General features: G+C 60.5%; 20 protein-coding genes. 8 read left to right on the top strand and 12 right to left on the bottom strand.

Annotated elements, in window-relative coordinates:
• Window positions 1-16: 16 nt before the first annotated feature.
• Complete coding sequence (locus tag I6E81_RS06295) at window positions 17-523, bottom strand: hypothetical protein (RefSeq protein WP_231599644.1); 507 nt, start codon at window positions 521-523, stop codon at window positions 17-19.
• Between the two features lie 101 nt (window positions 524-624).
• Here I6E81_RS06295 and I6E81_RS06290 point away from each other — a divergent pair, with 101 nt between their 5' ends.
• The 3 genes from I6E81_RS06290 (at window position 625) to I6E81_RS06280 (ending at window position 2,687) form a co-directional block, all read left to right on the top strand.
• Window positions 625-1,683 carry an NAD(P)-dependent alcohol dehydrogenase gene (locus I6E81_RS06290; protein ID WP_197106498.1) on the top strand — a complete coding sequence of 353 codons (1,059 nt, stop codon included), beginning with the start codon at window positions 625-627 and terminating at the stop codon, window positions 1,681-1,683.
• Between the two features lie 127 nt (window positions 1,684-1,810).
• The gene (locus I6E81_RS06285) at window positions 1,811-2,332 is read left to right on the top strand and encodes a 2-phosphosulfolactate phosphatase (protein WP_197106497.1); all 522 of its coding nucleotides are present in this window, start codon (window positions 1,811-1,813) and stop codon (window positions 2,330-2,332) included.
• A 52-nt stretch (window positions 2,333-2,384) separates the two neighbouring features.
• Window positions 2,385-2,687 carry a DUF427 domain-containing protein gene (locus tag I6E81_RS06280; protein WP_010203891.1) on the top strand — a complete coding sequence of 101 codons (303 nt, stop codon included), beginning with the start codon at window positions 2,385-2,387 and terminating at the stop codon, window positions 2,685-2,687.
• 24 nt (window positions 2,688-2,711) lie between these two features.
• Here I6E81_RS06280 and I6E81_RS06275 read toward each other — a convergent pair whose 3' ends face one another.
• The 8 genes from I6E81_RS06275 to I6E81_RS06240 form a co-directional block, all read right to left on the bottom strand.
• A complete protein-coding gene (locus I6E81_RS06275) occupies window positions 2,712-3,341 on the bottom strand; it encodes a CGNR zinc finger domain-containing protein (protein WP_231603870.1) in 630 nt (209 codons plus the stop codon).
• A gap of 84 nt (window positions 3,342-3,425) precedes the next feature.
• Complete coding sequence (locus I6E81_RS06270) at window positions 3,426-3,893, bottom strand: SprT-like domain-containing protein (protein ID WP_197106495.1); 468 nt, start codon at window positions 3,891-3,893, stop codon at window positions 3,426-3,428.
• 23 nt (window positions 3,894-3,916) lie between these two features.
• Complete coding sequence (locus tag I6E81_RS06265; protein ID WP_197106494.1) at window positions 3,917-4,606, bottom strand: signal peptidase I; 690 nt, start codon at window positions 4,604-4,606, stop codon at window positions 3,917-3,919.
• On the bottom strand, window positions 4,599-5,453 hold the full coding sequence (locus I6E81_RS06260) for a hypothetical protein (RefSeq protein ID WP_197106493.1): 855 nt from the start codon (window positions 5,451-5,453) through the stop codon (window positions 4,599-4,601). Before I6E81_RS06260 ends, I6E81_RS06265 begins: the two co-directional genes overlap by 8 nt.
• Window positions 5,444-6,397 (bottom strand): hypothetical protein, encoded by a 954-nt coding sequence (locus I6E81_RS06255; RefSeq protein ID WP_197106492.1) that lies wholly within the window; start codon window positions 6,395-6,397, stop codon window positions 5,444-5,446. The genes I6E81_RS06260 and I6E81_RS06255 overlap by 10 nt, the downstream gene beginning before the upstream one ends.
• Window positions 6,394-6,975, bottom strand: a complete 582-nt coding sequence (locus tag I6E81_RS06250; protein WP_197106491.1) for a TasA family protein — start codon at window positions 6,973-6,975, stop codon at window positions 6,394-6,396. The genes I6E81_RS06255 and I6E81_RS06250 overlap by 4 nt, the downstream gene beginning before the upstream one ends.
• Before the next feature lie 95 nt (window positions 6,976-7,070).
• Window positions 7,071-7,622 carry an alternate-type signal peptide domain-containing protein gene (locus I6E81_RS06245; RefSeq protein WP_197106490.1) on the bottom strand — a complete coding sequence of 184 codons (552 nt, stop codon included), beginning with the start codon at window positions 7,620-7,622 and terminating at the stop codon, window positions 7,071-7,073.
• A 349-nt stretch (window positions 7,623-7,971) separates the two neighbouring features.
• The gene (locus I6E81_RS06240) at window positions 7,972-8,838 is read right to left on the bottom strand and encodes a spermidine synthase (protein ID WP_197106489.1); all 867 of its coding nucleotides are present in this window, start codon (window positions 8,836-8,838) and stop codon (window positions 7,972-7,974) included.
• 79 nt (window positions 8,839-8,917) lie between these two features.
• Between I6E81_RS06240 and speB the strand changes: the two genes are divergently transcribed.
• The 3 genes from speB to I6E81_RS06225 all read left to right on the top strand — a co-directional run bounded on the left by speB (window position 8,918) and on the right by I6E81_RS06225 (window position 17,593).
• Complete coding sequence (gene speB / locus I6E81_RS06235) at window positions 8,918-9,931, top strand: agmatinase (protein ID WP_197106488.1); 1,014 nt, start codon at window positions 8,918-8,920, stop codon at window positions 9,929-9,931.
• A 211-nt stretch (window positions 9,932-10,142) separates the two neighbouring features.
• Window positions 10,143-13,667, top strand: coding sequence for a DNA-directed RNA polymerase subunit beta (gene rpoB, locus I6E81_RS06230; protein ID WP_197106487.1), 3,525 nt, complete (start codon window positions 10,143-10,145; stop codon window positions 13,665-13,667).
• Window positions 13,668-13,711: 44 nt separating this feature from the next.
• Complete coding sequence (locus I6E81_RS06225) at window positions 13,712-17,593, top strand: DNA-directed RNA polymerase subunit beta' (protein WP_197106486.1); 3,882 nt, start codon at window positions 13,712-13,714, stop codon at window positions 17,591-17,593.
• Between the two features lie 87 nt (window positions 17,594-17,680).
• Here the strand turns inward: I6E81_RS06225 and I6E81_RS06220 are convergent, their stop codons facing one another.
• From I6E81_RS06220 to I6E81_RS06210, 3 genes are read right to left on the bottom strand one after another with little or no spacing between them, the layout of a single operon-like run.
• Window positions 17,681-18,679, bottom strand: coding sequence for a hypothetical protein (locus tag I6E81_RS06220; protein ID WP_197106485.1), 999 nt, complete (start codon window positions 18,677-18,679; stop codon window positions 17,681-17,683).
• On the bottom strand, window positions 18,676-19,875 hold the full coding sequence (locus I6E81_RS06215) for an ATP-binding protein (protein WP_307784110.1): 1,200 nt from the start codon (window positions 19,873-19,875) through the stop codon (window positions 18,676-18,678). The genes I6E81_RS06220 and I6E81_RS06215 overlap by 4 nt, the downstream gene beginning before the upstream one ends.
• Before the next feature lie 14 nt (window positions 19,876-19,889).
• On the bottom strand, window positions 19,890-20,507 hold the full coding sequence (locus I6E81_RS06210) for a LuxR C-terminal-related transcriptional regulator (protein ID WP_307783793.1): 618 nt from the start codon (window positions 20,505-20,507) through the stop codon (window positions 19,890-19,892).
• A gap of 225 nt (window positions 20,508-20,732) precedes the next feature.
• Between I6E81_RS06210 and I6E81_RS06205 the strand changes: the two genes are divergently transcribed.
• Together I6E81_RS06205 and I6E81_RS06200 are read left to right on the top strand one after the other, a co-directional pair.
• Window positions 20,733-21,179 carry a hypothetical protein gene (locus I6E81_RS06205; RefSeq protein WP_197106482.1) on the top strand — a complete coding sequence of 149 codons (447 nt, stop codon included), beginning with the start codon at window positions 20,733-20,735 and terminating at the stop codon, window positions 21,177-21,179.
• Window positions 21,180-21,271: 92 nt separating this feature from the next.
• Window positions 21,272-22,945, top strand: a complete 1,674-nt coding sequence (locus I6E81_RS06200; RefSeq protein WP_197106481.1) for a GspE/PulE family protein — start codon at window positions 21,272-21,274, stop codon at window positions 22,943-22,945.
• Window positions 22,946-22,965: the final 20 nt, after the last annotated feature.

The following is a 22,965-nucleotide window of genomic DNA, read 5'->3' as shown; positions in this document are numbered from 1 at the left end:
AGCCACAACGGTCAACCTAAAGGTTGAGATTACTTCTTCTTGTTGTGCCCCAACTCCACGTTGGTGCCAAGCGCTGAAGCGCTGCACCCCGCCACTGCCAGAAGGCCCAATAGAGCGGCCACAGAAGGGGAGTGACAATGCCGGCGCTGAAGATCAGTTGATCGCGGTACAGAGTTTTTCCGCCGGGAGCGGGGCTGACAGCCATCGTGTGTTCCCACTCGGTGACGAGAGCGAGAGGGCCGCTGAGCCCACGACCACTATCGCGCACGAGGCGAACCCCATCGGGTGTCTCGATGAACGATATGTCGATCACTTGCTGGCCAACAGTGAAGAGCCCTAAGGCCGACATGTTGACCGGATGCTCGCCCGCCTCCCACAATTCAGGAAATCCTCCGACCTCTAACGAGTTGAAGGTCGTCAGCGGAGCCGAAACTTCCTGAAAAACGTGCGGGCTGCGGATGGCACGCCACGCGTCGTCGGGGTCACAATCGAGTACGAGCTTCAGTAGAACGCGCATAGTCATAGTGTCCTCCTGTGTGAATCAGGAATCCAGAGTGGAACGTAAAAGAGCACGCAGGCGAGCGTGAGCAGTAAGCTGTGCGCACCGATTCGGCAGGAGCCTTGATGTCTATTCCTCCGCACGCGAGCTCGAACTCGAGCACCGCAGTGCCTATTCCCGAGACAATGACGGCGGTGACTGCTCGGCGCTATGGCGATACAGATGTGCTCGCGATCGAGACCATTCCGACTCCCAGTGTCGCGCCGGGAAAGCTGCTTGTGCGGGTCTTGGGCTCCTCCGCCAACGCACTCGATTGGCGCCTGCTGAGTGGCACCCCGCTCTTTGTGAGGCTCGTGATGGGGTTGCGCAAACCGAAGCGTCTCAGTCCGGGAGCGGATGTCGCTGGCCGCGTCGTTGCGGTCGGTGACGACGTCACCGGCTTCGCGATCGGAGACGCTGTCTTTGGCGAGGCAGCCGGCGGAGCCTTCGCCGAGTACGCCGCCGTGAGCGCTAAAAACTGTGTGACTCTGCCCGAGGGCGTCGACTTCGTGGCGGCCGGGGCAACGCCGGTCGCTGGCCTCACTGCGCTGCAAGGATTGCGACGCGAAGGCGCAGTGCAGCCCGGCGATCGCGTGCTCATCAATGGTGCCGCGGGTGGGGTGGGCACCTTTGCCGTTCAGCTCGCCCGCATTCTCGGCGCAACGGAGATCACGGCGGTCTGCAGCGGCCGCAACGCCGAGCAATCGCTAGCTCTCGGTGCGACTCGAGTCGTCGACTACGAAACCGAGGACTACATCGCGGTCGGCGGCCAGTACGACGTCGTGTTCGACCTCATGGGCAATCGAACCGCAGTCGAGATGCGCACCATCCTCGCTCCCGGTGCCCGTTTCGTGGGCGTCAGCGGCCCCATGACTAACCGGTGGGTTGGCCCCGTCTTCCACCTCATGCGCATGGGCCGGGCCTTCAAGGGGTCGGATGTCTCGTTCCGCCAGTTCACTGCTGCACCCACGCCCGACGACCTCACCTACCTCGCCGAGTTGCTCGCTTCTGGCGAGCTCGTTCCCGCAATCGAACGCGTTGTCGGGCTCGACGGAGTCGTTGACGCGATCGACCAGATCGCCTCCAGTCATGGCAGGGGCAAGGTCGCGGTGGTGCCGGGCGGGGCTCCGAACGCTGGTGAATAGCTGCGTGATCTCGCCGTTGTGCGATGCGGCAGTCAGCAGCCGGCAGTCAGCATCCGCCCGTCGGCGTCTGATGTCACATTCTGTAACCCAACGTGACCGAGACGACCGCCGCGTTTAGCCTCAAGAAGTGAACGATCCCCGCACCCAACCCCAGTACCAGGTTCGCTTTGGCTTCGGTCGCGCCCAAGCGCTCGAGCTGAGCGCCGGAGCCGACGTTGTTGTGTGGGCGGATGCTCTCGCCGACGGTTCCACGCCGGCCCCCGAGTTGCCCGGAACATTCTCGATTCTCAGCGCCGGCACCGGGGCCGCCACGGCCGTCGCCGAATGGGTCATCGCGCAACAAGAACTCAAAGGTGACCGCTTCACCGTCGCCGTTATCGCTGCCGGAAACGCGCACGGCGGGTTCTCCGTCGACGACCTCCTGGCGGCGGGTGCGATCGTAGATGCTCTCGCCGATGCCGGCATTGACTACATTTCTCCGGAAGCGGCATCCGCTGTCGCAGCGTTTACCGGGCTCAAGTCTGCCCACAACCACCTTTTGTCGGCGAGCACAGCAGGTCAGCAACTGATTCTGGATGCCGGACGCGGCGCCCTCGATGAGGCCATTGTCAGCAACGGTGCAGCCAGGTTTGCCATCGTTCGGGAATGACGCTTGCTCCTCGAGCGTTGTTCTGACCAACACCGACTTAATGGAGGACAGTATGAAGGCAGTAATCGGCGACACCGTCATCGCAGAAGCACCCAAGGAAGATCTCCTCAAGATTGAGGGCAACTGGTACTTCCCGCCGGCCAGCGTGAACCACGAACTGCTCGAGAAGAGCCCCACCCCGTACCACTGCCCGTGGAAGGGTGACTGCCAGTACTTCGTCGTCAGCGCCAACGGCCAGCAGTACCAAGACCGTGCGTTCAGCTACCCCAACATCCTCCCCGGCGCAGCAGAGCGCGTCGGCAAAGACTTCTCCAACTACGTCACCTTCTGGAAAGAGGTTCAGTTCGTCGACTAATCGACGACTTTCTCTAGTGCGCAGTTAGCGTGCCGCAGTGCGGGCACGGTGACTGCGCACTTTTGCGCGGTTACCGCAGCGCTGCATCGAGCACCACCGACGGTTATTGGAGCGTGACTCGTCGTAGAAGACGAGAGCGCAGTCATCGGCAGCGCACTCCCGAATCCGCTCGTGCTGCTCGTCGCCAAACAAGAAGACGGCTTCACGCGCCATCGTCGCAAGGGCCTGGCCGGTGCGAACGCGCGTGCGGCCTGCCTGCAGGTTTCCTCCCGCTAGCCGCGGGGGAACATCCGGTGTCGCCGCGAACAGGTTGATGATGTCGATCTGCTTCGAGTCAGGCTCACCGTTCACGCTCAGCGTGGTGGCGATCGACGCAATCGCTTCGCGTAGGCCCTTCGCATCGGTGAGGTCACGATCGGTGACGGTGCCATCGCAGGCTTCGAAGCGGCCCTCAAGCCACGTCGCGAGGTCGGCTGGGGTGTGCAGGCGCTCCCACGCGGGATTGTTGCCCATCGCACCGGTGTAGGCGAAGTCGAGCGCGCGGGCGCCAGAATCGAACCACCACTGACGTGACGTGCGCGACGTAAACCATTGCCCGGTCGCGCCGCCAGCGTTCTCGCTCGTAGGCGTAGGCGTGGGGCTGGCTGCGGGCATGCCAATAGGGGACGCGGTTTCGGGATGATGCACCTAACCATTATCGCCGGTTACGAGACACCCCGTGACCGGGTGCGCTCGCGGCTACCCTCGCGGTCGTGACACAACCCGGTGCACCCACTCGATGCGGTTGGCTGTGCTGAAACGACGCGAACACAGTCCACACGCGAGAGGCCTAGTCGGTTTGCGGTAACGAAAGTGTTGGTGGCCTGCCGGGCAGGTGCCAACCCAGGGTGCGAACTCATCGGCGATGGCTCCGCCGTGCAGGCGTTTGCCCTCATAGCCGAGCTCTTTGGCGACGGCTTTCCACTGCGCTCCATGGCCGGCACCGGGCCCAGCCATTGCGTGCGCAATCTCATGCAGCAGGATTTGGTGGATCTCGTCATCCTCGTACCGCGCAGCCAGATACCGGGACACGGAGATGCGTTTGTGCGTGTAGTTGCAGAGCCCCGCGCGCGTCTTGGCGTTGTCGAAGGTGAACTGCCAGCTGTCATCCAAGTGCAATCGGATGAGCGCATCAGCCCACACGCGCACTCGGGAAAGTTCAGCCACCTGTTGAGGCTAATCGAAAAGTTCTAGCCCAACCGCACGCGGTTATCGACCGGCTCGACCGCATCCGCGTCAGTTGCTGCTTCGATGGATGCCGCCCGATCAGCTTCGCGCTGAGCTCGCGCCCGGCGACGCTTGCGCTTGCGGGCGCTCGAGATGATGCCGCTGGTGATCATGAATCCGGCATAGACGAAGAGGGCAATAGCGATGACGGGAACAAGCCAGGTCTTGGCGTTGCCGTTCACGAAATTGCTGACGTAACCAATCCACGGGACGCTATACCAAAGCTTGCCCTGCACCTGAACGGGCAGTACTTGCAGTTCGTCGGCGACGTCGTTGTTGTCGCCCTGCAACGTGAAGGTGCGGCTGCCATCGCTCGAGTTGGTGATTGCGGTGACGCGGTGCGTGATCACACCGGCTTTGCCCGACTCGATTTGGTAGGTGATCACGTCCCCGACAATGATCTCGTTGGTGTCGATGGGCTTGACGACGATGAGCGTTCCCGGGGGAAGGCTCGGTTCCATCGAGCTTGTCAGCACGGTGAGGGGCTGCGCGCCTGCGAGGTTGGGGATGATGATGACGAGGGCGCCGACGAGTAACACCAAGGCGAATAGTCCTCCGCTAATACCCATGCCGAGGTAGTAGAGAACTCCGTGCGATTTTTCATCGTCTGTGACGTTGTTGCGAGCGTCTGCACGCGTCGAAATCTTAGACATCGTCAGTCTCCTTTCGTGAGCGACGACCGACGAGCCACGAAATGCCGGCGCCGATCAGCGCGGCCAAGAACAGGATCAGTACAAGGTACTCCTGGTAGAGCCGCCACGAGTTGGGGTCAAGGTTGAATGAGGTGGGAAAAGTGGGGGTGAGGCCTGACGCCGTGCCGTCCGCAGTGTCGGCTATCGCAGGGCTGGGGCTCGGAGTGGGGATAGGCAGCGTTGATGAGCTTCCGGCTCCCGTCGCTGTTGTACCGGTTCCGTTCGTTGGCCCGGGAACGGTGGGAACCACCGGAACTGTCGAGCCTGAGTTTTCGCACTGCGTTGCAGGCAAAGTTCCCGGCGTCGTATCCGAGAGGGTGAACCGCAGCGATACGGATGCCGTCGCTCCTTGACCTTGCGAGCCAGTCAAGTTGCCGAGGGCGAGAGTTGCGGTCACGGGCACGGTCTGTCCGGCGGCAATGGTCACGCCCTCGTTGGTCACGAGGCAGGGCGAGGCTCCGCTGATGGCGTGGGCTGAGCCCGCATTGCTGGGAGTACTTGTTGTCACGCTGAGCGCGTTCGCAAAGGTGGCATCCGAGTAGGACACATCTTGCATCGTGACGCGGAGGAAGCCCGCGGCGGTGCCGGTGTTGCGCACGTACACGATGTCACTTTGGCTGTCACCGGGGCTCAAGAGTGCGATGCTGTCGAAGATCACACCAGGGTAGGTGCGGGCGAACGAGACGCCATCATCGCTAACTTCAACCACTCCAACGCCGGTCGCGGCGCTCGCGGGAGTTGCCCCGAGAGCGACGCCCAGGGCTACTAGTACTGCGAGGCCGGATGCCCGGCGAAGTCCTAGCCGCATGCGAGACCCGAGCCTTGGCCCCACCGGTTGTACGAACGCGGTTCGAGCGGAACCTCGGAGGAATCGAGAGATTCAGTGCCATCGCTAGCGACGGCGCGGATGGTGACAGTTCCAGAGACGCCGCTACCGGTAAGGCCCACGGTCGTCGTCGTGACGTTACCGATGAGCGAACCGTTGTAGTAAATGTTGTACCCGCCGTTCGGGGTTGTGAAGCCTGACGGCGTAGTCCACGCCAGCGTGACGTTGTTGGAGTCGGAGCCGTTGGTGCACTGAATGTTGGTGGGTTGATTCGGGACCGTGGTCTTGAAGATGTCTTGAGTGAACGACCGGTTGGCGGCTGAGAGCGAGTCGGTAGTGTTCCAGTTGGTTCCGGCGCTCGAGTTAATCGCGTAGGTCGCGGTGGTCGTCAGGCCGGCCTGGGTGGTCATTGAACCTGTGAAGGTCGTTGAGGTGCAGAGGATCGCGCTGCCGGTTGACGCGAGGCTGATGTTGAGAGTGCTCAGCGAGACGGTGCCGCCGGCGAGTGTGGATGACACCACGGGCGTCGTTGCCGCACAGGCGGAGCTCGTGCCGACCCAGAACTTCACGGCAACTTGGTTGCCCGCTAGAGTGCCGGTGCGAGAGATGGTCACGCTGGTGACGGAGGCGTCTACCGAGCCCGTGTTGCGCACCGTGATTGGCTTGGCCACCGTCTGATTGGTGGCAGTGTAGGTGTACGGTCCCAGTGCCGTGATGGTCGAAGCGCCGGCGGTAGTGGCGCTTGTCAATGCCACTGCGCCAGTGGCGGCGGTGGCGGTTTTGGTGGATGACGCGGTCCAGGCTGCGAAGCTCACCCCAGAAACGAGGGTGAGGAAGACGGCAACGCCCGCGATGATCGACATCCGAGTTGAGCGCTTCATGCCGCGGTAGCCCGCGTGTGCGGCGCTTACTCCTGTGCGGATCACGGCTGAACCCCCGAAATCGTTGCGGTGATGGCAACGTTAGTCGACTGGGCGCTTGCGGGAGCGTTAGCGGGAAGGGTGACGACGAGGCAGGCACTCGTGGAGGCGCCGGCGGCGAGCGTGCTGCTCAGCGTTCCCGTAGGAGCTCCTGAGGTGGGGCACGCGCTGTTGGCGACAGAGATCGTGAACGGGTTCGTCGTTGAGGAACCCGTTGCTGTGGCAGCAATAGCGGCGGAAAGTACGAGGGGCACGTCACCCGTGTTGGTGATGGTGAAGGTGCCGGTGACTGACTTGCCGGGCGCGAGCGCCGACCAGTTCAGCGTTTGGTTGCCGACGGTGAGCGCTGCTGTTCCGGCGCTGATGGTCGAACCGGGCGTCGTCGTGACTGACGAGTTGAGGTAGGCGTAGGTTCCGCCGGTGCCGACCAGGCCTAGTGACACGGCGATGGTGAGCACGGCGAGTGCTTTCACGACGCCAAGAGTTCCTCCGCCGAAGATGGCGAGGGGCGATGCTGCACGGCGCTGGTGGCGACCGTTAACCATGTCAAGGCGGTGCGAGCCGCGAACTGTTGAAGAGTTCATGGTGCACCGCCTTTCGATGAGAGAAACTTGCTATGAAATGTGAAGAGGATTGCCGGGTGTGCGTCCCCCCAGGCCGCACACCCCGCAGGGTAAAACTAGTTTTGCGTGAGCGTGATGGTGAAGCCGCTGAGCGATACCGCGCCGAGCTTCGAGGTGTTCTCGGCTCCGGCAGTAGCGCTCTTCGGGTACGTGATGGTGACGGTGACCACGACGGGCTGCGTGCCAGTGGCTGCAACGACGCTTGAGGTGGATGCTCCGTTGACCGTGAAGACGGCGGACTTGGTGAGTGCTGCTGCAAGAGCGCCGTCTGCTGCGGATGAGCTGGCTGCGGTGATCGCGGTCGAACCCAGTGCGGCGGTAGCGGCGAGGTTGTCGCCGGTCGCGGTCACGTTGAAGGTCTTGGTGTAGGTGACAGTGTCACCGGGAACGATCTTGAAGCTGGCGGGCGACGCTACGGTCGATGCGGTGCCGAGCTTCCAGCCGTCGGTCGAGCCGCTACCGGCTGCGATGTCGAGTGTGCCGGCGGCGATGCTGCCGGGCGAAGCGACGGTTACTGACGAGTTCCACGTAGCGAGGGTTCCTGCACCGCCGAGGAGAAGAGCGATTCCTGCTGCACCTGCGATTGAGCCTTTGACGAGCTTGTTCATGATTTCCTTTCGCGGCGCAGCAAAGCAGGCCGGGACGAGTGTGGTTCGGGTAGTTCGGGTTATCAGAAGCTGTGTGCTGGTTTCGGGTTCCTGCATCTCGGACTGAGCAAACGCGAGTTTTTTGGGCTCACGCTCAACTTCCTAAGACGAACCTACATGTCCGCACTATGGAGGACAGGCCCCAGTAATGGGGGGCAACCCTTGTCCGCACCATGGGGGACTAGACGATCCCGTTTGGGGGACGAAATACCCCGATTTTGCACGGATGTTCGTCAAAACCCGCGGAAAGGGTACAAGCGTTGTACCCCGAAAGTATCGAAACAATCGGGGTACAAGGGGACAGATCTGTCTATCCTCTACCCGGTTTGACCTGAAAAATACTTTTCGCGGGAGGGGGAGATTTCACCGCAGTGGCGTCTGTGACCACCGGGGAGCTGCCAATAAAGTCCAAAAGTTCGACCCCGGCGATCACTTTCGAGGGGTGCGGGCCGCTCGCAAGCAGGCGCGGCATCCAATGCAGGGGGAGTGCGGATGGCGACCCCACGAGCACAATATTGCCGAAGCGGCGTCCTTTGAGGATTTGGGTCTCGGCCAGCGCCGCGACATGACCGACCGTGTGCTTGAGCGTGGCGGCCTGGCTGCGAGCAAAAGCGAGCCCTGGGCCATCGGCAACATTGACGACGACGATGCCGTCGGGCGCGAGCAGCGTCATTGCTTCGGTATAGAACTCGATGCTCGTGACGTGCGCTGGCGTGCGGGCTCCGCTGAAGACGTCGACGACAAGAAGATCAACAGCGCCGCGCATCCCGGCCGGAAACTTTGCCAGCACTTCACGCGCATCGCCGTGACGAACGCGGATGGATGCCCGCTTCGACCACGGGAGTTCCTTGCGAACAAAGTCCACGAGATCCGATTCCAGCTCCACGACCTGTTGGCGTGAGCCTGGGCGCGTGGCCTCGACATAGCGGGGAAGGGTGAGGGCACCGCCGCCGAGGTGGACGGCGGTGATCGGGGCACCCGGTTCGGAGAGCTGGTCGATGACGTGTCCCATGCGCTGCACATATTCGAAGAACAGCTCGCTCGGGTCATCCATGTTGACGTGGGATTGCGGGGTGCCATCAACGGTGAGGGTGTACGCGCCGTCTATCCACTTGTCTGGTGCAATTTCTGCATAGTGGCCGCTTAGTTTCAGGGTGGTGCTGGGGTGCTCGGCCATGGCATTGACTTTGCCACACTCCGGTTCGACATGCAGCCACGATCGAGAGCGCTGAGGGTGGTGCGCGGTACGGTGAACCATGGCTGATGTGAACCGCGAACTTCCTCCCCACTTGCAAGCGCAATTGAACGCGCAGTCTTATGTGGGGCCGGCCACCTTTGGTATGCGGCCCATGTTGAGTGAGCCAGAGCAGTTGGATTCGTGGCGGCCCGATGTCGCTGTGGTTGGCGCACCCTGGGATGACAGCACCACGAACCGCCCCGGTGCCCGCTTCGGGCCTCGTGCTCTGCGCGCCAGCGCCTACGACCCCGGCACCTATCACCTCGATCTTGGCGTCGAGATCTTCGACCACCTCAACGTTGTTGACTACGGGGATGCCATCACGAGTCACGGAATGTGGGAGCTATCGAGGGCGGCCATTTTCGATCGCGTCTCTGAAGTTGCCAGTCGTGGCATCATCCCGTTCATTATTGGCGGAGATCACTCCATCACGTGGCCGGCAGCCACTGCGGTTGCCGAGCATCATGGTTTTGGCAATGTGGTCATGATTCATTTCGATGCGCACGCCGATACAGCGAACATCCTCGAGGGCAACCTCGCCAGCCACGGAACCCCGATGCGTCGTCTCATTGAATCGGGCGCCATCCCCGGTCCCAACTTCTTGCAGGTCGGGCTGCGCGGCTACTGGCCAGGTGAAGAAGATCAGAAATGGATGCGCGACAACGGCCTCAAGCACTTCATGATGCAAGAGTTTTGGGAGCGCGGCGTCAAGGAGATGATTCCTGAGATTATTGCGGCGGCGAAGGCTCGAGCATCCAAGGTCTATATCTCGATTGACATCGATGTGCTCGATCCCGGCTTCGCGCCGGCGACAGGAACGCCCGAGCCCGGTGGCTTCGCGCCCATTGATTTGCTGCGCATCATCCGCCAGATTGTGCTCGAAACGGATGTCGTTGGTTTCGATGTCATGGAGGTCGCGCCGGCCTATGACCACGCGGACATCACCGTCAATAACGCTCATCGGCTCATCTGGGAAGCCTTCGGGGCGATGGCCGCGAAGAAGCGTGCGGCGGGACTCACAGCAAACCCCTAGTCGAATTTGCGATTTAGGTCAAGAATCGAGTGGACACGGCGCGGCATCGAGGCTTATAGTAGATCCTTGCGCTCCCAGACAAATTAAGCGGTCATATTGCGGACAGCTGGGTGCCCCGAGTATAGCGGCGGGGTGTTTCTGGTGAGCATTTCATTACCGACCGTCAATTATCTTGACAGACGAACCCGACGGGGTTCACGGAGGTTGTTCCTTGGCTGCTGCGCGCGATGCGTCCACCAATAAGTCCCCGAAAAACGGCCGCTCAGCTTCGCGGCTTTCTTTCGCAAAAATCACTGACACGCTCACGGTTCCCGATCTGCTCGCCTTGCAGACCGAGAGCTTTGATTGGCTCGTCGGAAACGACATCTGGAAGAACCGTGTAACTGACGGTGTTGCCGCCGGTCGTACCGATCTGCCGACTCGTAGTGGTCTCGATGAAATCTTTGAAGAGATTTCACCGATTGAAGACCTCGGCGAGACGATGCAACTGTCGTTCACTGATCCTGAGCTTGAAGAACCCAAGTACTCGATTGACGAGTGCAAGGAGCGCGGCAAGACTTTCGCTGCGCCTCTCTACGTAAACGCTGAGTTCATGAATCACCTCACCGGTGAAATCAAGACTCAGACCGTTTTCATGGGCGACTTCCCCCTCATGACCGCTCGCGGTACCTTCATCATCAACGGAACCGAGCGCGTAGTTGTTTCGCAGCTCGTCCGTTCGCCTGGTGTGTACTTCGACCGCCAGCCAGAGAAGCTGTCCGACAAGGACATCTACTCGGCTCGCATCATCCCGAGCCGTGGTGCTTGGCTTGAGTTCGAGATTGACAAGCGCGACCAGGTCGGCGTTCGCATCGACCGCAAGCGCAAGCAGTCGGTCACGGTCTTCCTGAAGGCCCTCGGCCTGTCCAGCGAAGAGATCCTCGAGGAGTTCAAGGGCTTCCCGTCGATCGAAGCCACCTTGGAGAAGGACAACATCCTTACCAAGGAAGAGGCCCTCAAGGACATCTACCGCAAGCTTCGCCCCGGCGAGCAGGTTGCTGCTGAAGCCGCACGTGCGCTTCTTGACAACTTCTACTTCAACTCCAAGCGCTATGACCTCGCGAAGGTTGGTCGTTACAAGATCAACCGCAAGCTCGGTCTCGACACTGACATTAAAGAGTCGGTGCTCACCGTTGAAGACATCATCGCGACCATCAAGTACATGGTTTCGCTTCACGACACTTCGGCACCCAACGTTTCGGTAAGCGACAGCGGTGTAGCCAGTGTTAAGGGCGTCCGCGATGGCAAGAAGGTTGCCGTTCGTCTCGACATTGACGACATCGACCACTTCGGCAACCGTCGTATCCGTGCTGTTGGTGAGCTCATCCAGAACCAGGTTCGTACCGGCCTCAGCCGTATGGAGCGTGTTGTTCGCGAGCGCATGACCACACAGGACATCGAAGCGATCACCCCGCAGACTCTGATCAACGTGCGCCCCGTCGTCGCCGCGATCAAGGAGTTCTTCGGAACGTCGCAGCTCTCGCAGTTCATGGACCAGAACAACCCGCTCGCGGGACTGACCCACAAGCGTCGCCTTTCGGCGCTGGGCCCAGGTGGTTTGAGCCGTGAGCGCGCTGGTGTTGAAGTTCGAGACGTTCACCCCTCTCACTACGGCCGTATGTGCCCGATTGAGACTCCTGAAGGCCCCAACATTGGTCTGATTGGTTCGCTCGCATCGTTCGCACGTATTAACGCATTCGGTTTCATCGAGACCCCGTACCGTCGCCTCATTGACGGCGTTGTTTCGACGACCATCGACTACCTGACTGCAAGCGACGAAGACGACTACATCGTCGCGCAGGCAAACGCACCGCTCACGAAGGACATGAAATTCGCTGAGCCTCGCGTGCTTGCACGTAAGAAGGGTGGCGAGGTTGACCTCGTTCCCGTTGAAGACATTGCCTACATGGATGTCTCGCCGCGCCAGATGGTGTCGGTAGCGACCTCGATCATCCCCTTCCTCGAGCACGACGATGCAAACCGCGCACTCATGGGTGCCAACATGCAGCGTCAGGCTGTCCCGCTGCTGCGCAGCGAGAGCCCGCTTGTTGGAACCGGTATGGAAGCCTTCGCCGCAATTGACTCTGGTGACGTCGTCACCACGCTCAAGGCCGGTGTTGTCTCTGAGGTTTCAGCAGACGTCGTTGTTGTTCAGCTCGATGAGGGCGGAACGCAGGAATACTTCCTGCGCAAGTTCGACCGCTCTAACCAGGGCACGAGCTACAACCACCGTGTCATCGTTAGCGCTGGAGAGCGCGTCGAAGTCGGTCAGGTCATCGCTGATGGTCCTGCAACCGAGAACGGCGAGCTCGCCCTCGGAAAGAACCTCCTCGTGGCATTCATGCCGTGGGAGGGTCACAACTTCGAGGACGCGATCATCCTGAGCCAGAACCTGGTCAAGGATGACGTACTGTCGTCGATCCACATCGAAGAATACGAAGTGGATGCTCGCGACACCAAGCTCGGTAAGGAAGAGATCACGCGCGATCTGCCGAACGTCAGCCCAGAACTTTTGGCTGACCTCGACGAGCGTGGAATCATCCGTATCGGTGCTGAGGTTCGTCCAGGCGACATCCTCGTCGGCAAGGTCACGCCTAAGGGTGAGACTGAGCTTTCGGCTGAAGAGCGCTTGCTCCGTGCCATCTTCAACGAGAAGAGCCGCGAAGTTCGCGACACCTCGCTGAAGGTTCCCCACGGTGAGCAGGGCACAATCATTGCTGTCAAGGAATTCTCCGCAGACAACGATGACGAGCTCGGCTCTGGTGTCAACCAGCGTGTTGTTGTGTACATCGCCCAGAAGCGCAAGATCACCGAAGGTGACAAGCTCGCTGGTCGTCACGGCAACAAGGGTGTTATCTCCAAGATTCTGCCTGTCGAAGACATGCCGTTCTTGGCCGATGGAACCCCGGTCGACATCATCCTGAACCCGCTCGGTATCCCCGGTCGAATGAACTTCGGCCAGGTACTCGAAACTCACCTCGGTTGGGTTGCGAAGCAGGGTTGGGAAGTTGAAGGCAAGCCGGAGTGGGCGAAGAACCTTCCTGAGGAAGCGTTCAGCGCTGCACCAGGAACCAAGGTTGCTACCCCTGTATTCGACGGTGCGTACGAAGAGGAAATCGCGGGTCTTCTTGACTCCACGACTCCTACTCGTGACGGCGTTCGTCTCATCGACCACACGGGTAAGACCCCGCTGTTCGATGGTCGTTCGGGTGAGCCGTTCCCGGCTCCCGTTTCAGTCGGTTACATGTACATCCTCAAGCTGCACCACCTCGTTGACGACAAGATCCACGCTCGTTCAACCGGTCCGTACTCCATGATTACTCAGCAGCCACTCGGTGGTAAGGCTCAGTTCGGTGGACAGCGCTTCGGTGAGATGGAAGTGTGGGCACTCGAGGCCTATGGTGCCGCATACGCTCTGCAGGAGCTTCTGACGATCAAGTCGGATGACATCCTCGGTCGCGTCAAGGTATACGAAGCCATCGTTAAGGGCGAGAACATTCAGGAGCCCGGTATCCCCGAGAGCTTCAAGGTTCTTATCAAGGAAATGCAGTCGCTGTGCCTCAACGTCGAAGTTCTTTCGGCCGACGGTTCAACGGTCAACCTGCGCGACACGGACGATGAAGCGTTCCGTGCCGCTGAAGAGTTGGGCATCAACATTTCCGCGCGGTTCGAGTCCTCGTCTGTTGACGAGATTTAACTCGACCGACCACGACTGCAGAACTTTCGAAGAGAGAAGATAAATTGCTCGACGTTCACGCGTTTGATGAAATCAAAATCGGTCTCGCTACCGCCGACGACATTCGTCGCTGGTCGCACGGTGAAGTAAAAAAGCCAGAGACCATTAACTACCGCACACTCAAGCCGGAGAAAGATGGTCTGTTCGGCGAACAGATCTTCGGACCTTCGCGCGACTGGGAGTGCTCCTGTGGCAAGTACAAGCGTGTCCGCTTTAAGGGCATCGTTTGTGAGCGCTGTGGTGTTGAAGTAACCAAGTCGGCTGTGCGCCGTGAGCGCATGGGCCACATCGAGCTTGCTGCTCCGGTTACCCACATCTGGTACTTCAAGGGTGTTCCGAGCCGTCTCGGTTACCTGCTTGACATGGCACCGAAGGACCTCGAAAAGGTCATCTACTTCGCTGCATACATGATCATTTCGGTTGACGAAGAAGGCCGTCACGCTGACCTGCCTGCGCTTGAGAACGAGATCCGTCTCGAAATCAAGACGCTTGAGGGACAGCGCGATTCCCGCATCGCTGACCGCTTGACCAAGTTCGAGGAAGACCTCGCCGCTCTTGAAGAAGAGGGTGCGAAGGCCGACCAGAAGCGTCGTGTCAAGGATGCTGCTGAGAAAGAAATGTCTCAGCTGCGCAAGTCGATCGATGAGCAGATTGCTCAGCTTGAGCGCGTGTGGGAAGACTTCCGCACCCTCAAGATCGGTGACCTGAAGCCTGAAGACTCTGTCTTCCAGGAACTGCAGGACCGTTTCGGTAGCTACTTCGAAGCATTCATGGGTGCCGAGGCAATCAAGAAGCGCCTTCAGGCCTTCGACCTTGCTCTCGAGAGCGTTGAACTGCACGACCAGATCGCGAACGGTAAGGGTCAGAAGAAGATCCGCGCCATCAAGCGCCTGCGTGTAGTTAACTCGTTCCTTCAGACCGGCAACTCGCCGGCCGCGATGGTGCTCGACGTTGTTCCGGTTATTCCTCCGGAGCTGCGCCCGATGGTTCAGTTGGATGGTGGCCGCTTTGCGACCTCCGACCTCAACGACCTCTACCGTCGTGTGATCAACCGCAACAACCGTCTGCGTCGACTCCTTGACCTCGGTGCTCCCGAGATCATCGTCAACAACGAGAAGCGCATGCTTCAGGAAGCCGTTGACGCACTGTTCGACAACGGTCGTCGTGGTCGCCCCGTCACCGGTACTGGCAACCGTGCCCTCAAGTCCCTGAGCGACATGCTCAAGGGTAAGCAGGGTCGTTTCCGCCAGAACCTGCTCGGAAAGCGCGTTGACTACTCCGGTCGTTCGGTGATCATCGTTGGACCGCAGCTCAAACTGCACCAGTGTGGTCTCCCGAAGCAGATGGCTCTCGAGCTGTTCAAGCCGTTCGTTATCAAGCGCCTGATCGACCTGAGCCACGCTCAGAACATCAAGAGCGCCAAGCGCATGGTTGAGCGTGCACGTCCGCAGGTTTGGGACGTACTCGAAGAGATCATTCGTGAGCGCCCCGTGCTGCTGAACCGTGCACCAACACTGCACCGTTTGGGCATCCAGGCATTCGAACCTCAGCTCGTTGAGGGTAAGGCTATTCAGCTTCACCCCCTCGTCTGTGCTGCGTTCAACGCTGACTTCGACGGTGACCAGATGGCTGTTCACCTTCCGTTGTCGGTTGAAGCACAAGCTGAAGCTCGCATCCTGATGCTCGCAAGCAACAACATCCTCAAGCCGTCTGACGGTCGCCCAGTGACTCTGCCCACACAGGACATGATCATTGGTCTGCACCACCTGACCACGCTCAAGGAAGACGTTGCTGGCGAAGGCCGTGCGTTCTCGTCGGTTGCTGAAGCGATCTTCGCGTTCGATCAGCACTCGCTTGACCTCAACGCCAAGGTGCGTCTGCGTCTCGACAACGTGTACCTCTCTGAAGAAGATGCCCCTGAGGGCTTCGTTCAGGGTCAGTCCAAGCTCATGGAGACGACCCTCGGTCGTGCCCTCTTCAACGAGGCGCTTCCGAAGGACTACCCGTACATTGAGGCACTCGCTGACAAGGGCCAGATTTCGGCTATCGTCAACGACCTCGCTGAGCGGTACGTGAAGGTGGATGTTGCATCAGCTCTTGACGCGATCAAGGATGCTGGATTCCACTGGGCTACTCGCTCCGGTGTAACCGTTGCGCTGTCTGACATCGTGACCCCGCCGAACAAGCCGGAGATCATTGGCCGCTACGAGAAGATCGCAGCCAAGGTTCAGGGCCAGTACGAGAAGGGACTCACGACCGACGCCGAGCGTCGTCAGGAGCTCATCGAGATCTGGAACAAGGCAACCGCAGAAGTAGCGACTGCCATGCAGTCCAACTTCCGCACCGACAACAACATCAACCGCATGGTGTCGTCTGGTGCTCGTGGTAACTGGATGCAGGTTCGTCAGATCGCCGGTATGCGTGGTCTGGTATCGAACCCGAAGGGTGAGATCATCCCTCGCCCGATCGTCCACTCCTACAAGGAGGGCCTGACTGTAGCCGAGTACTTCATCTCGACTCACGGTGCTCGTAAGGGACTGGCTGACACCGCACTGCGTACTGCAGACTCGGGATACCTCACGCGTCGACTCGTTGACGTGTCGCAGGATGTCATCATTCGTGAAAACGACTGTGGCACCCGCAAGGGACTCGACATGCCTATCGCAGCGCAGAACGCTGATGGTAAGTGGATCCTCGACGACAACGTTGAGAACTCGGTCTACGCTCGCAGCCTTGCTGCGGAGGCCACCAACGACAAGGGCGATGTAGTCGCTGCTGCTGGTGCAGACGTCGGAGACGTTCTGCTCGAGAAGCTCGTTGCTGCTGGTGTTCACAGCATCAAGGTTCGTTCGGTGCTCACGTGTGAGTCCGCTGTTGGTGTGTGTGCAGTCTGCTACGGCCGCTCGCTCGCAACGGGACTCCTCGTTGACATCGGTGAGGCTGTCGGAATTATCGCCGCACAGTCGATCGGTGAGCCCGGTACTCAGCTGACCATGCGTACCTTCCACACCGGTGGTGTTGCTTCGGCAGATGACATTACGCAGGGTCTTCCCCGCGTTACGGAACTCTTCGAAGCTCGTACCCCTAAGGGTGCAAGCCCCATCGCAGAAGCCGCTGGTCGCGTCACGATCGAAGATACCGACCGCAGTCGCAAGCTGATCCTCACGCCAGACAATGGTGACGAGCCCATCGCTTACCCGATCCTGCGTCGCGCAACCCTCCTCATCGAGGATGGCGAGCACGTAGAACTCGGCAAGCAGCTGCACGTCGGAAACGTTGACCCGAAGGAAGTTCTTCGTGTTCGCGGTGTCCGTGCCGTTCAGCAGCACCTCGTCGATGGTGTCCAGGGCGTTTACCGCTCGCAGGGTGTACCGATTCACGATAAGCACATTGAGGTCATCGTTCGTCAGATGCTCCGCAAGGTGACTGTTGTTGACCACGGTGACACTGGACTCCTCCCGGGTGAGCTGGTCGACCGTTCGAAGTACAACGAGCTCAACCGCGGTGTTCTCACCGAGGGCAAGGCAACGGCATCCGCGCGTCAGGAGATCTTGGGTATCACCAAGGCTTCGCTGGCAACCGAGTCGTGGCTGTCGGCTGCGTCGTTCCAGGAGACCACCCGCGTTCTTACGCAGGCGGCTATGGAAGGCAAGTCCGACCCGCTCATGGGACTCAAGGAGAACGTCATCATCGGTAAGCTCATCCCGGCTGGTACGGGATTGCCGCGCTACCGCGATGTATCGGTCGAGGCAACGGAAGAGGCGAAAGCCGAACGTTACCCCAACCGCATCTTCGCTGATGATGCAAGCCTCACCGAGAGCGACTTGAGCTTCGTCGACTTCGACAGCTTCAGCTCGAATGATTCCACGCCGGGCACCTACAACTAAGTAGTCTCGGCATCACCTCCGGGTGATACCACGAAGGGCCCTCGTCGTTGCGACGGGGGCCTTTTGTCGTGCGACTGAAGTTGGCCGCTAGAGCGCGGGAATCTCGATGCGGGAGTACTCGTCGTCATCCGCCACGAGCGTGGCGAGCAGCGGCCGGCCAGCGGGGAGCAAACGAATCGTCACTGCTCCGGTGCTGGCGGAGTCGAGGATTCGCACCGCCGCCTCCGTGATGAGGGGCAGTGTTCCAGGGGGGAGAGGATGCGGGTAGCGGTCATCGAGCAAGACCACTGAAATTCCGCGCCGACGAGTGCGTTGCACTGCGGCCACAATCTCGGGCAGGTCGAGTTGACGTGCGCGCAGGCTATCTCGCAAGCGAGCCTCAGCGATGAGGAGTTCGTCGCGTTCCGCCGTTGTCAACTCAACTCCATCCGCTATGCGTTGCAGCTGGGGCCCCACGGCAGAGTCGAGGGCAACAAGCCGGCGGGAACGTTCTGCTGTGCGAGCGAGTGCCGCAGCTTCCGCGGCGGCGCGGGCCGTCTCAGCCCCATGGATGCCGTCCATGCGCTGGCTGGTGCGGCGCATGCCGAGCGAGAACAGAGAGCCGACCAGCACAAAGGGTGCTTGGCGGGCAACGAGCACAATTGCTTCGAGGAGCCGGTCGTCGGTCGTGAAGCCCCACAGGATGACGGTAGCGCCGATCGCGGCGAATCCGATCCAGGCGAGAAGGTCACGACGGCGCAAACTGAGGTAGAACATCGCGATGGCTCCGGCGCCGACGTACCACTGCGAGAAGCCGCCCGTGATGGCGTTGTCGGAGGAGATGGCAGAGGCGGCAACGCTGGCGACGATGACGTACACGCTCACGCCGACCCCTACCCGCGGTTGAGTGTCTCGGGTGAGAACGAGCCAGATGGTGGCGAAGAGCCCGATGGTTATATAGACGGGCACAGGGGAGCGCACGTCGTCCAGTGAGAGCAACGCGAGTGCTGACATCGTGACGAAGTAGATCCAGATCAAGGCGTGGGCGCCGCGGCCCGTAATCTGCGGCAGCTCAAGACGTCGGGATTGAGTAGCGTCTTGCCTCATTCGATCCACCCCACCGTTACGCAGGTACCTTCGCCTGGTTCGGACTGCACGGTCGCGTACGCACCGGGCAGCGCCTTCACGCGGCCGAGGATGCTCACCACGATGCCGAGGCGGTTGGCGGGAACCCTGTGCGGCTCAAAGCCGCGGCCATCGTCGGTTACCGTGATTTCGACGCGGTCAGAGTCGAGGCGCAAGAGCACGCCCCGATTGACGGGCTCGACGGCCGCTGCCGCATGAACCACGCTATTGCGCAAGGCTTCGACGGTGGCTTCGATGAGCGCACTCGCGATCGACGACGGGAGCGGCGCTCGACGGGTGCCCTCGACGACGAGAGCGGCGGCATCCGTGATCTCGCTGATCGACGATGTCAGCCCTTGAATCAGGTAGTCGACATGGATGAGTTCGGGAACGCTCGCCGTGGCGTGCTTGAGCTCACTCAGTCGAGCGATGGTGCGGGCAGCCTGATCCCGGGTGGAGGTGGAATCACTGCGGCCGGCACCCGCCGCCGCAAAGATGGTGGCGATTACTTCGTCGTGAACGAGGGCATCAAGGTGCGCCTGTTCTTCGCCGCGGGCGGTGAGGGCTGCTGCTCGCATGGTTGAGGTGCGGGCGGCGGCTGTGGCGACATCCACTTCCCGTCCTGCCGTCATAGCGACGGTGGCTACCGCGGTGAAAGCGGCGCACACCGTGATGGTGAAGAACGCATATTGGATAGCGAGAGAGACGTCAGCGCCGCCGTCAGCAAGAATGCGGATGGGGGTTATCGCAAATGAGTTGCCGAGCAAAAACGCCCACGCTGCGGCAGGGCGCCAGGCAATAGCGGCGGGGACGGTGCCGAGGGCGGTGAGGCCGACGGTCCACGGGGCCATCTCGGCGGGCATGGGACCGTTGATGAAAGCGGGAACCCAGCTGAGCACTGCCACGGTGAAGATCACTGCATATGCTCCGTGGAGAATGCGAAGCTGGTGCAGCGAGCTCCACGGGGCCACTGCCACCATCACCATCGGCGTTCCGAAGACTGCGATGCCGGCCACGAGTTGCCAATACGGGTAGGCATACTCCGCTTGATCGAAGAATGAACTGATGGTGAGCGCCAAGAAGAAGAGGGTTGCCGCCGCCAGCACGGTGGTCATGCTGCGCACGACCCCGAGTTCTGCACCGTCTGCCGTGGGCGACAGGCGGGTGAAAGTACTCACGCTGCGGCGGACTCTCATGAGCTCGGTGGAGGCAGGATGCCGTCTTCGACCGCGCGCTTATAGAGGTCTACTTTGGTGTGGGCGGGGCGCCCAGCCATCGCGTACTTATGACGGATGCGGCGCACGTACTCTGCCACGGTGCTGGTGGAAAGCCCGGCACGGTGCGCGACCGCTACCGACTTATCTCCCGACGCATAGTGGGCGAGCACTTCTTGCTCTTTCGGGCTCAGGCCGGCAGCCGGCAGTTCCGGATCGGAGTCGAGTGCGGCGGCCCAGTCGGTCGTCACGACGGGGTTGCCGAGCGCGGCTTCACGCACAGCATCCACAATGATGTCTCGCGATTCAGACTTGCGCACAATGCCAAGCACGCCAGCCCGGGATGCCGCCCGCACTTCAGAGGCGTTGTCTGCTGCTGTGAAGACCAGGACGTTGAGACCACGCTCGCGCAGCCACGCCACGTTCTGTTCGACGGAGCTGCCGTCAGAGAGGCGCACGTCGAGCACGACAAGGTCGAGGAGATCAATAACCGACTCGAGCTCGACCACGCTCGATGCGGAGGCGAGGAGCGTGATGTCGGGGCAGTGACCGAGAAGAGACGCAAAGCCGAGTTGTACTGTTTCGTGGTCGTCCACGTGTGCCACTCGGTAGGTGCGTGGCGGTTGATCCTGCGTTGTCAAAGGTGCCCCGTTCGGATCAGGGTAAGAAAGTGGTTGGCAAGGAATTGCAGTTACCCCACACAAATCTACCGGAACTTTCAGTCTGTCCCCCAAACGGGTGTCATTGATAATGACGACTGTCAGAAGTGGGCACCCAGTGACACGATCAGTCTGTAGGACTACCAAGGGGGCAGAAGGCTCGTGAATCGTCACGCCGTAAACGATCTGATCGACTGCTCGCTTCACCGTTGGTACCGCATGGTGTCGGAGTGGCGCAGCCCGGCTCCCGGAAGCGAAGCAGGATGCGTGGCTTGCCGCGAATCTGAATTTGCCACGGTGGACCGTCGCGGCCACTGGCCGCACGACCTCATCCACTCGTTCGTGGAAACTCTCGAACTTGTGACCTTTCAGCTGGCAGTATCGATCCACGAAGAGCGTCACTGCCCCGGTACGGATGCGCGTTCGACGAAGCCGTGCTCGACCTGCTTGGCTGCGGCCCGGTCTACGGTGCAAGCGTGCGCTCACCGCCATGAGCAAGACATCTCTGACGTAATGACGGAATGTGCGCTGCCGCGATTGGCTGTTTACGTCGAAAAAAACATCAATTTGGCACTTAATGCTGCGACTCGCGGCGAATGGGCTTCCTGAAACGTCCTGACTACCCCTCACAAGTGGGGCTAGTGGTGCAGATGTGAGTCGATTAGCGTTGGACTCCGCTAGGACCTTGGGGGGAGGCACGCGTGACAACACTTGCTGAAGTATTGATTCTTCGCGGAATGATGCCGATTGAGAGCATTGATTCTGTAGGAACTTCGCACTCTGATGAGGAAGCCCTCGTCAGAAATCTACTCGACAGCGGAACAATTTCGCCGGCACAACTCGCGTCCGCGCGTGCTGCGCAGGCTGGAGTGCCGTTCGTTGAGCTCGTTGACTTTGCGGTCGATCACCAGGCTGTTGCGCTTGCACCGGCCTCGATTTGCCGCCGCCACGAGGTTTTGCCCATCGCGTTCAGCGAGGGATACCTCGTGCTCGCCATGGTCGATCCCGGCAACATCTTTGCCCTCGATGACATTCGTGCAGCTACCGGTCGCCAAGTGCGCACCGTCGTTGCTGAGCGCAGCGACCTCCAAGCAGCCCTCGACCGGTTCCACCGCGCTGATGGCGAACTCTCTAGCCTCTCCAGTGAACTTGAGCAAGAAGCGACCTCCACGGATGTCGCGCTCGCCTCGAACAACAATGAGCCGACTGAAGACGACGCCCCTATTGTTCGCTTCGTGAACTTGCTGATTAGCCAGGGCATCCAAGACAAGGCGTCGGATATTCACATCGAGCCCGGTGAACATGACCTCGGCGTCCGCTACCGCATTGACGGCGTTCTGCACGAAATGCAGCGAGCTCCGCGTCAGATCCAGAACGGTGTTATCTCGCGCCTCAAGATTATGGCCGAGATGGACATCGCCGAGCGTCGCAAGCCTCAGGATGGTCGTATCTCGGTCATCCATGGTCAGAAGAAGATCGACCTTCGTGTCGCGACCCTGCCGACTGTGTACGGCGAAAAAGTCGTTATGCGTATTCTCGACAACTCGAACACGACGCTCGACCTCAGCCAGTTGTACCTGCTCGAGCACAACGCCAAGATTTACAAAGAGGCGTACACGAAGCCGTACGGCATGATCCTCGTTACCGGCCCTACGGGTTCCGGTAAGTCGACGACGCTGTACACCACCCTTAATGCCGTTGCTCGCCCGGAGATCAACGTCATCACGGTTGAAGACCCGGTGGAGTACCGCATGGCGGGCATCAACCAGGTGCAGGTCAACCCGAAGGCGGGGCTCACGTTCGCGAGTGCGCTGCGCTCGATTCTGCGTTCTGACCCGGATGTTGTTCTCATCGGTGAGATCCGAGACCAAGAGACGGCGCAGATTGCGATCGAAGCCGCTCTCACCGGCCACCTCGTGTTGAGCACCCTGCACACCAACGGCGCACCTGCCGCTATCACCCGATTGATCGAGATGGACATTGAGCCATTCTTGGTCGGTTCGGCCATCGACTGTGTCGTCGCTCAGCGACTTGCGCGACGCCTCTGCGATCGATGCAAGCAGCCTGCGGCTCATAACCCGCAGGATCTCGTGAACTTGAAGGTCGGCTTCAACCCAGAAGGTCCGATGCCGACCCTGTATGCACCTGTCGGGTGCACCGTGTGTTCCAAGACGGGATACCGCGGTCGAATTGCACTGCACGAAGTGATGGCAGTGTCCGAAGAGATCGAACGTCTTGCTGTTGCTCGTTCGTCGAGCGCGGAAATTAGCCGCGTCGCGATCGAGCAGGGGATGCGCACTCTGCGCATGGACGGTTGGGCGAAGGCTCAGCTGGGCTTGACGTCCATCGAAGAGATTTTGCGCGTCGTCGCATAAGACGAAGTACCTGGGGGAAT

Origin of the sequence: Salinibacterium sp. NG22 (assembly GCF_015864925.1) — a bacterium.
Classification (GTDB): Bacteria; Actinomycetota; Actinomycetes; order Actinomycetales; family Microbacteriaceae; genus Rhodoglobus.
The sequence above is the reverse complement of the archived record's forward strand: the minus strand, read 5'-3'. Positions and strand labels throughout refer to the sequence as shown.

Bases quoted from the DNA above. Each gene is read 5' to 3' on its own strand.
- I6E81_RS06295 (WP_231599644.1), bottom strand. From the start codon at position 523: ATGACTATGCGCGTTCTACTGAAGCTCGTACTCGATTGTGACCCCGAC.
- I6E81_RS06245 (WP_197106490.1), bottom strand. From the start codon at position 7,622: ATGAACAAGCTCGTCAAAGGCTCAATCGCAGGTGCAGCAGGAATCGCT.
- I6E81_RS06280 (WP_010203891.1), top strand. From the start codon at position 2,385: ATGAAGGCAGTAATCGGCGACACCGTCATCGCAGAAGCACCCAAGGAA.
- I6E81_RS06250 (WP_197106491.1), bottom strand. From the start codon at position 6,975: ATGAACTCTTCAACAGTTCGCGGCTCGCACCGCCTTGACATGGTTAAC.
- I6E81_RS06275 (WP_231603870.1), bottom strand. From the start codon at position 3,341: ATGCCCGCAGCCAGCCCCACGCCTACGCCTACGAGCGAGAACGCTGGC.
- I6E81_RS06290 (WP_197106498.1), top strand. From the start codon at position 625: ATGTCTATTCCTCCGCACGCGAGCTCGAACTCGAGCACCGCAGTGCCT.
- I6E81_RS06220 (WP_197106485.1), bottom strand. From the start codon at position 18,679: ATGAGGCAAGACGCTACTCAATCCCGACGTCTTGAGCTGCCGCAGATT.
- speB (WP_197106488.1), top strand. From the start codon at position 8,918: ATGGCTGATGTGAACCGCGAACTTCCTCCCCACTTGCAAGCGCAATTG.
- I6E81_RS06240 (WP_197106489.1), bottom strand. From the start codon at position 8,838: ATGGCCGAGCACCCCAGCACCACCCTGAAACTAAGCGGCCACTATGCA.
- I6E81_RS06260 (WP_197106493.1), bottom strand. From the start codon at position 5,453: ATGCGGCTAGGACTTCGCCGGGCATCCGGCCTCGCAGTACTAGTAGCC.
- I6E81_RS06265 (WP_197106494.1), bottom strand. From the start codon at position 4,606: ATGTCTAAGATTTCGACGCGTGCAGACGCTCGCAACAACGTCACAGAC.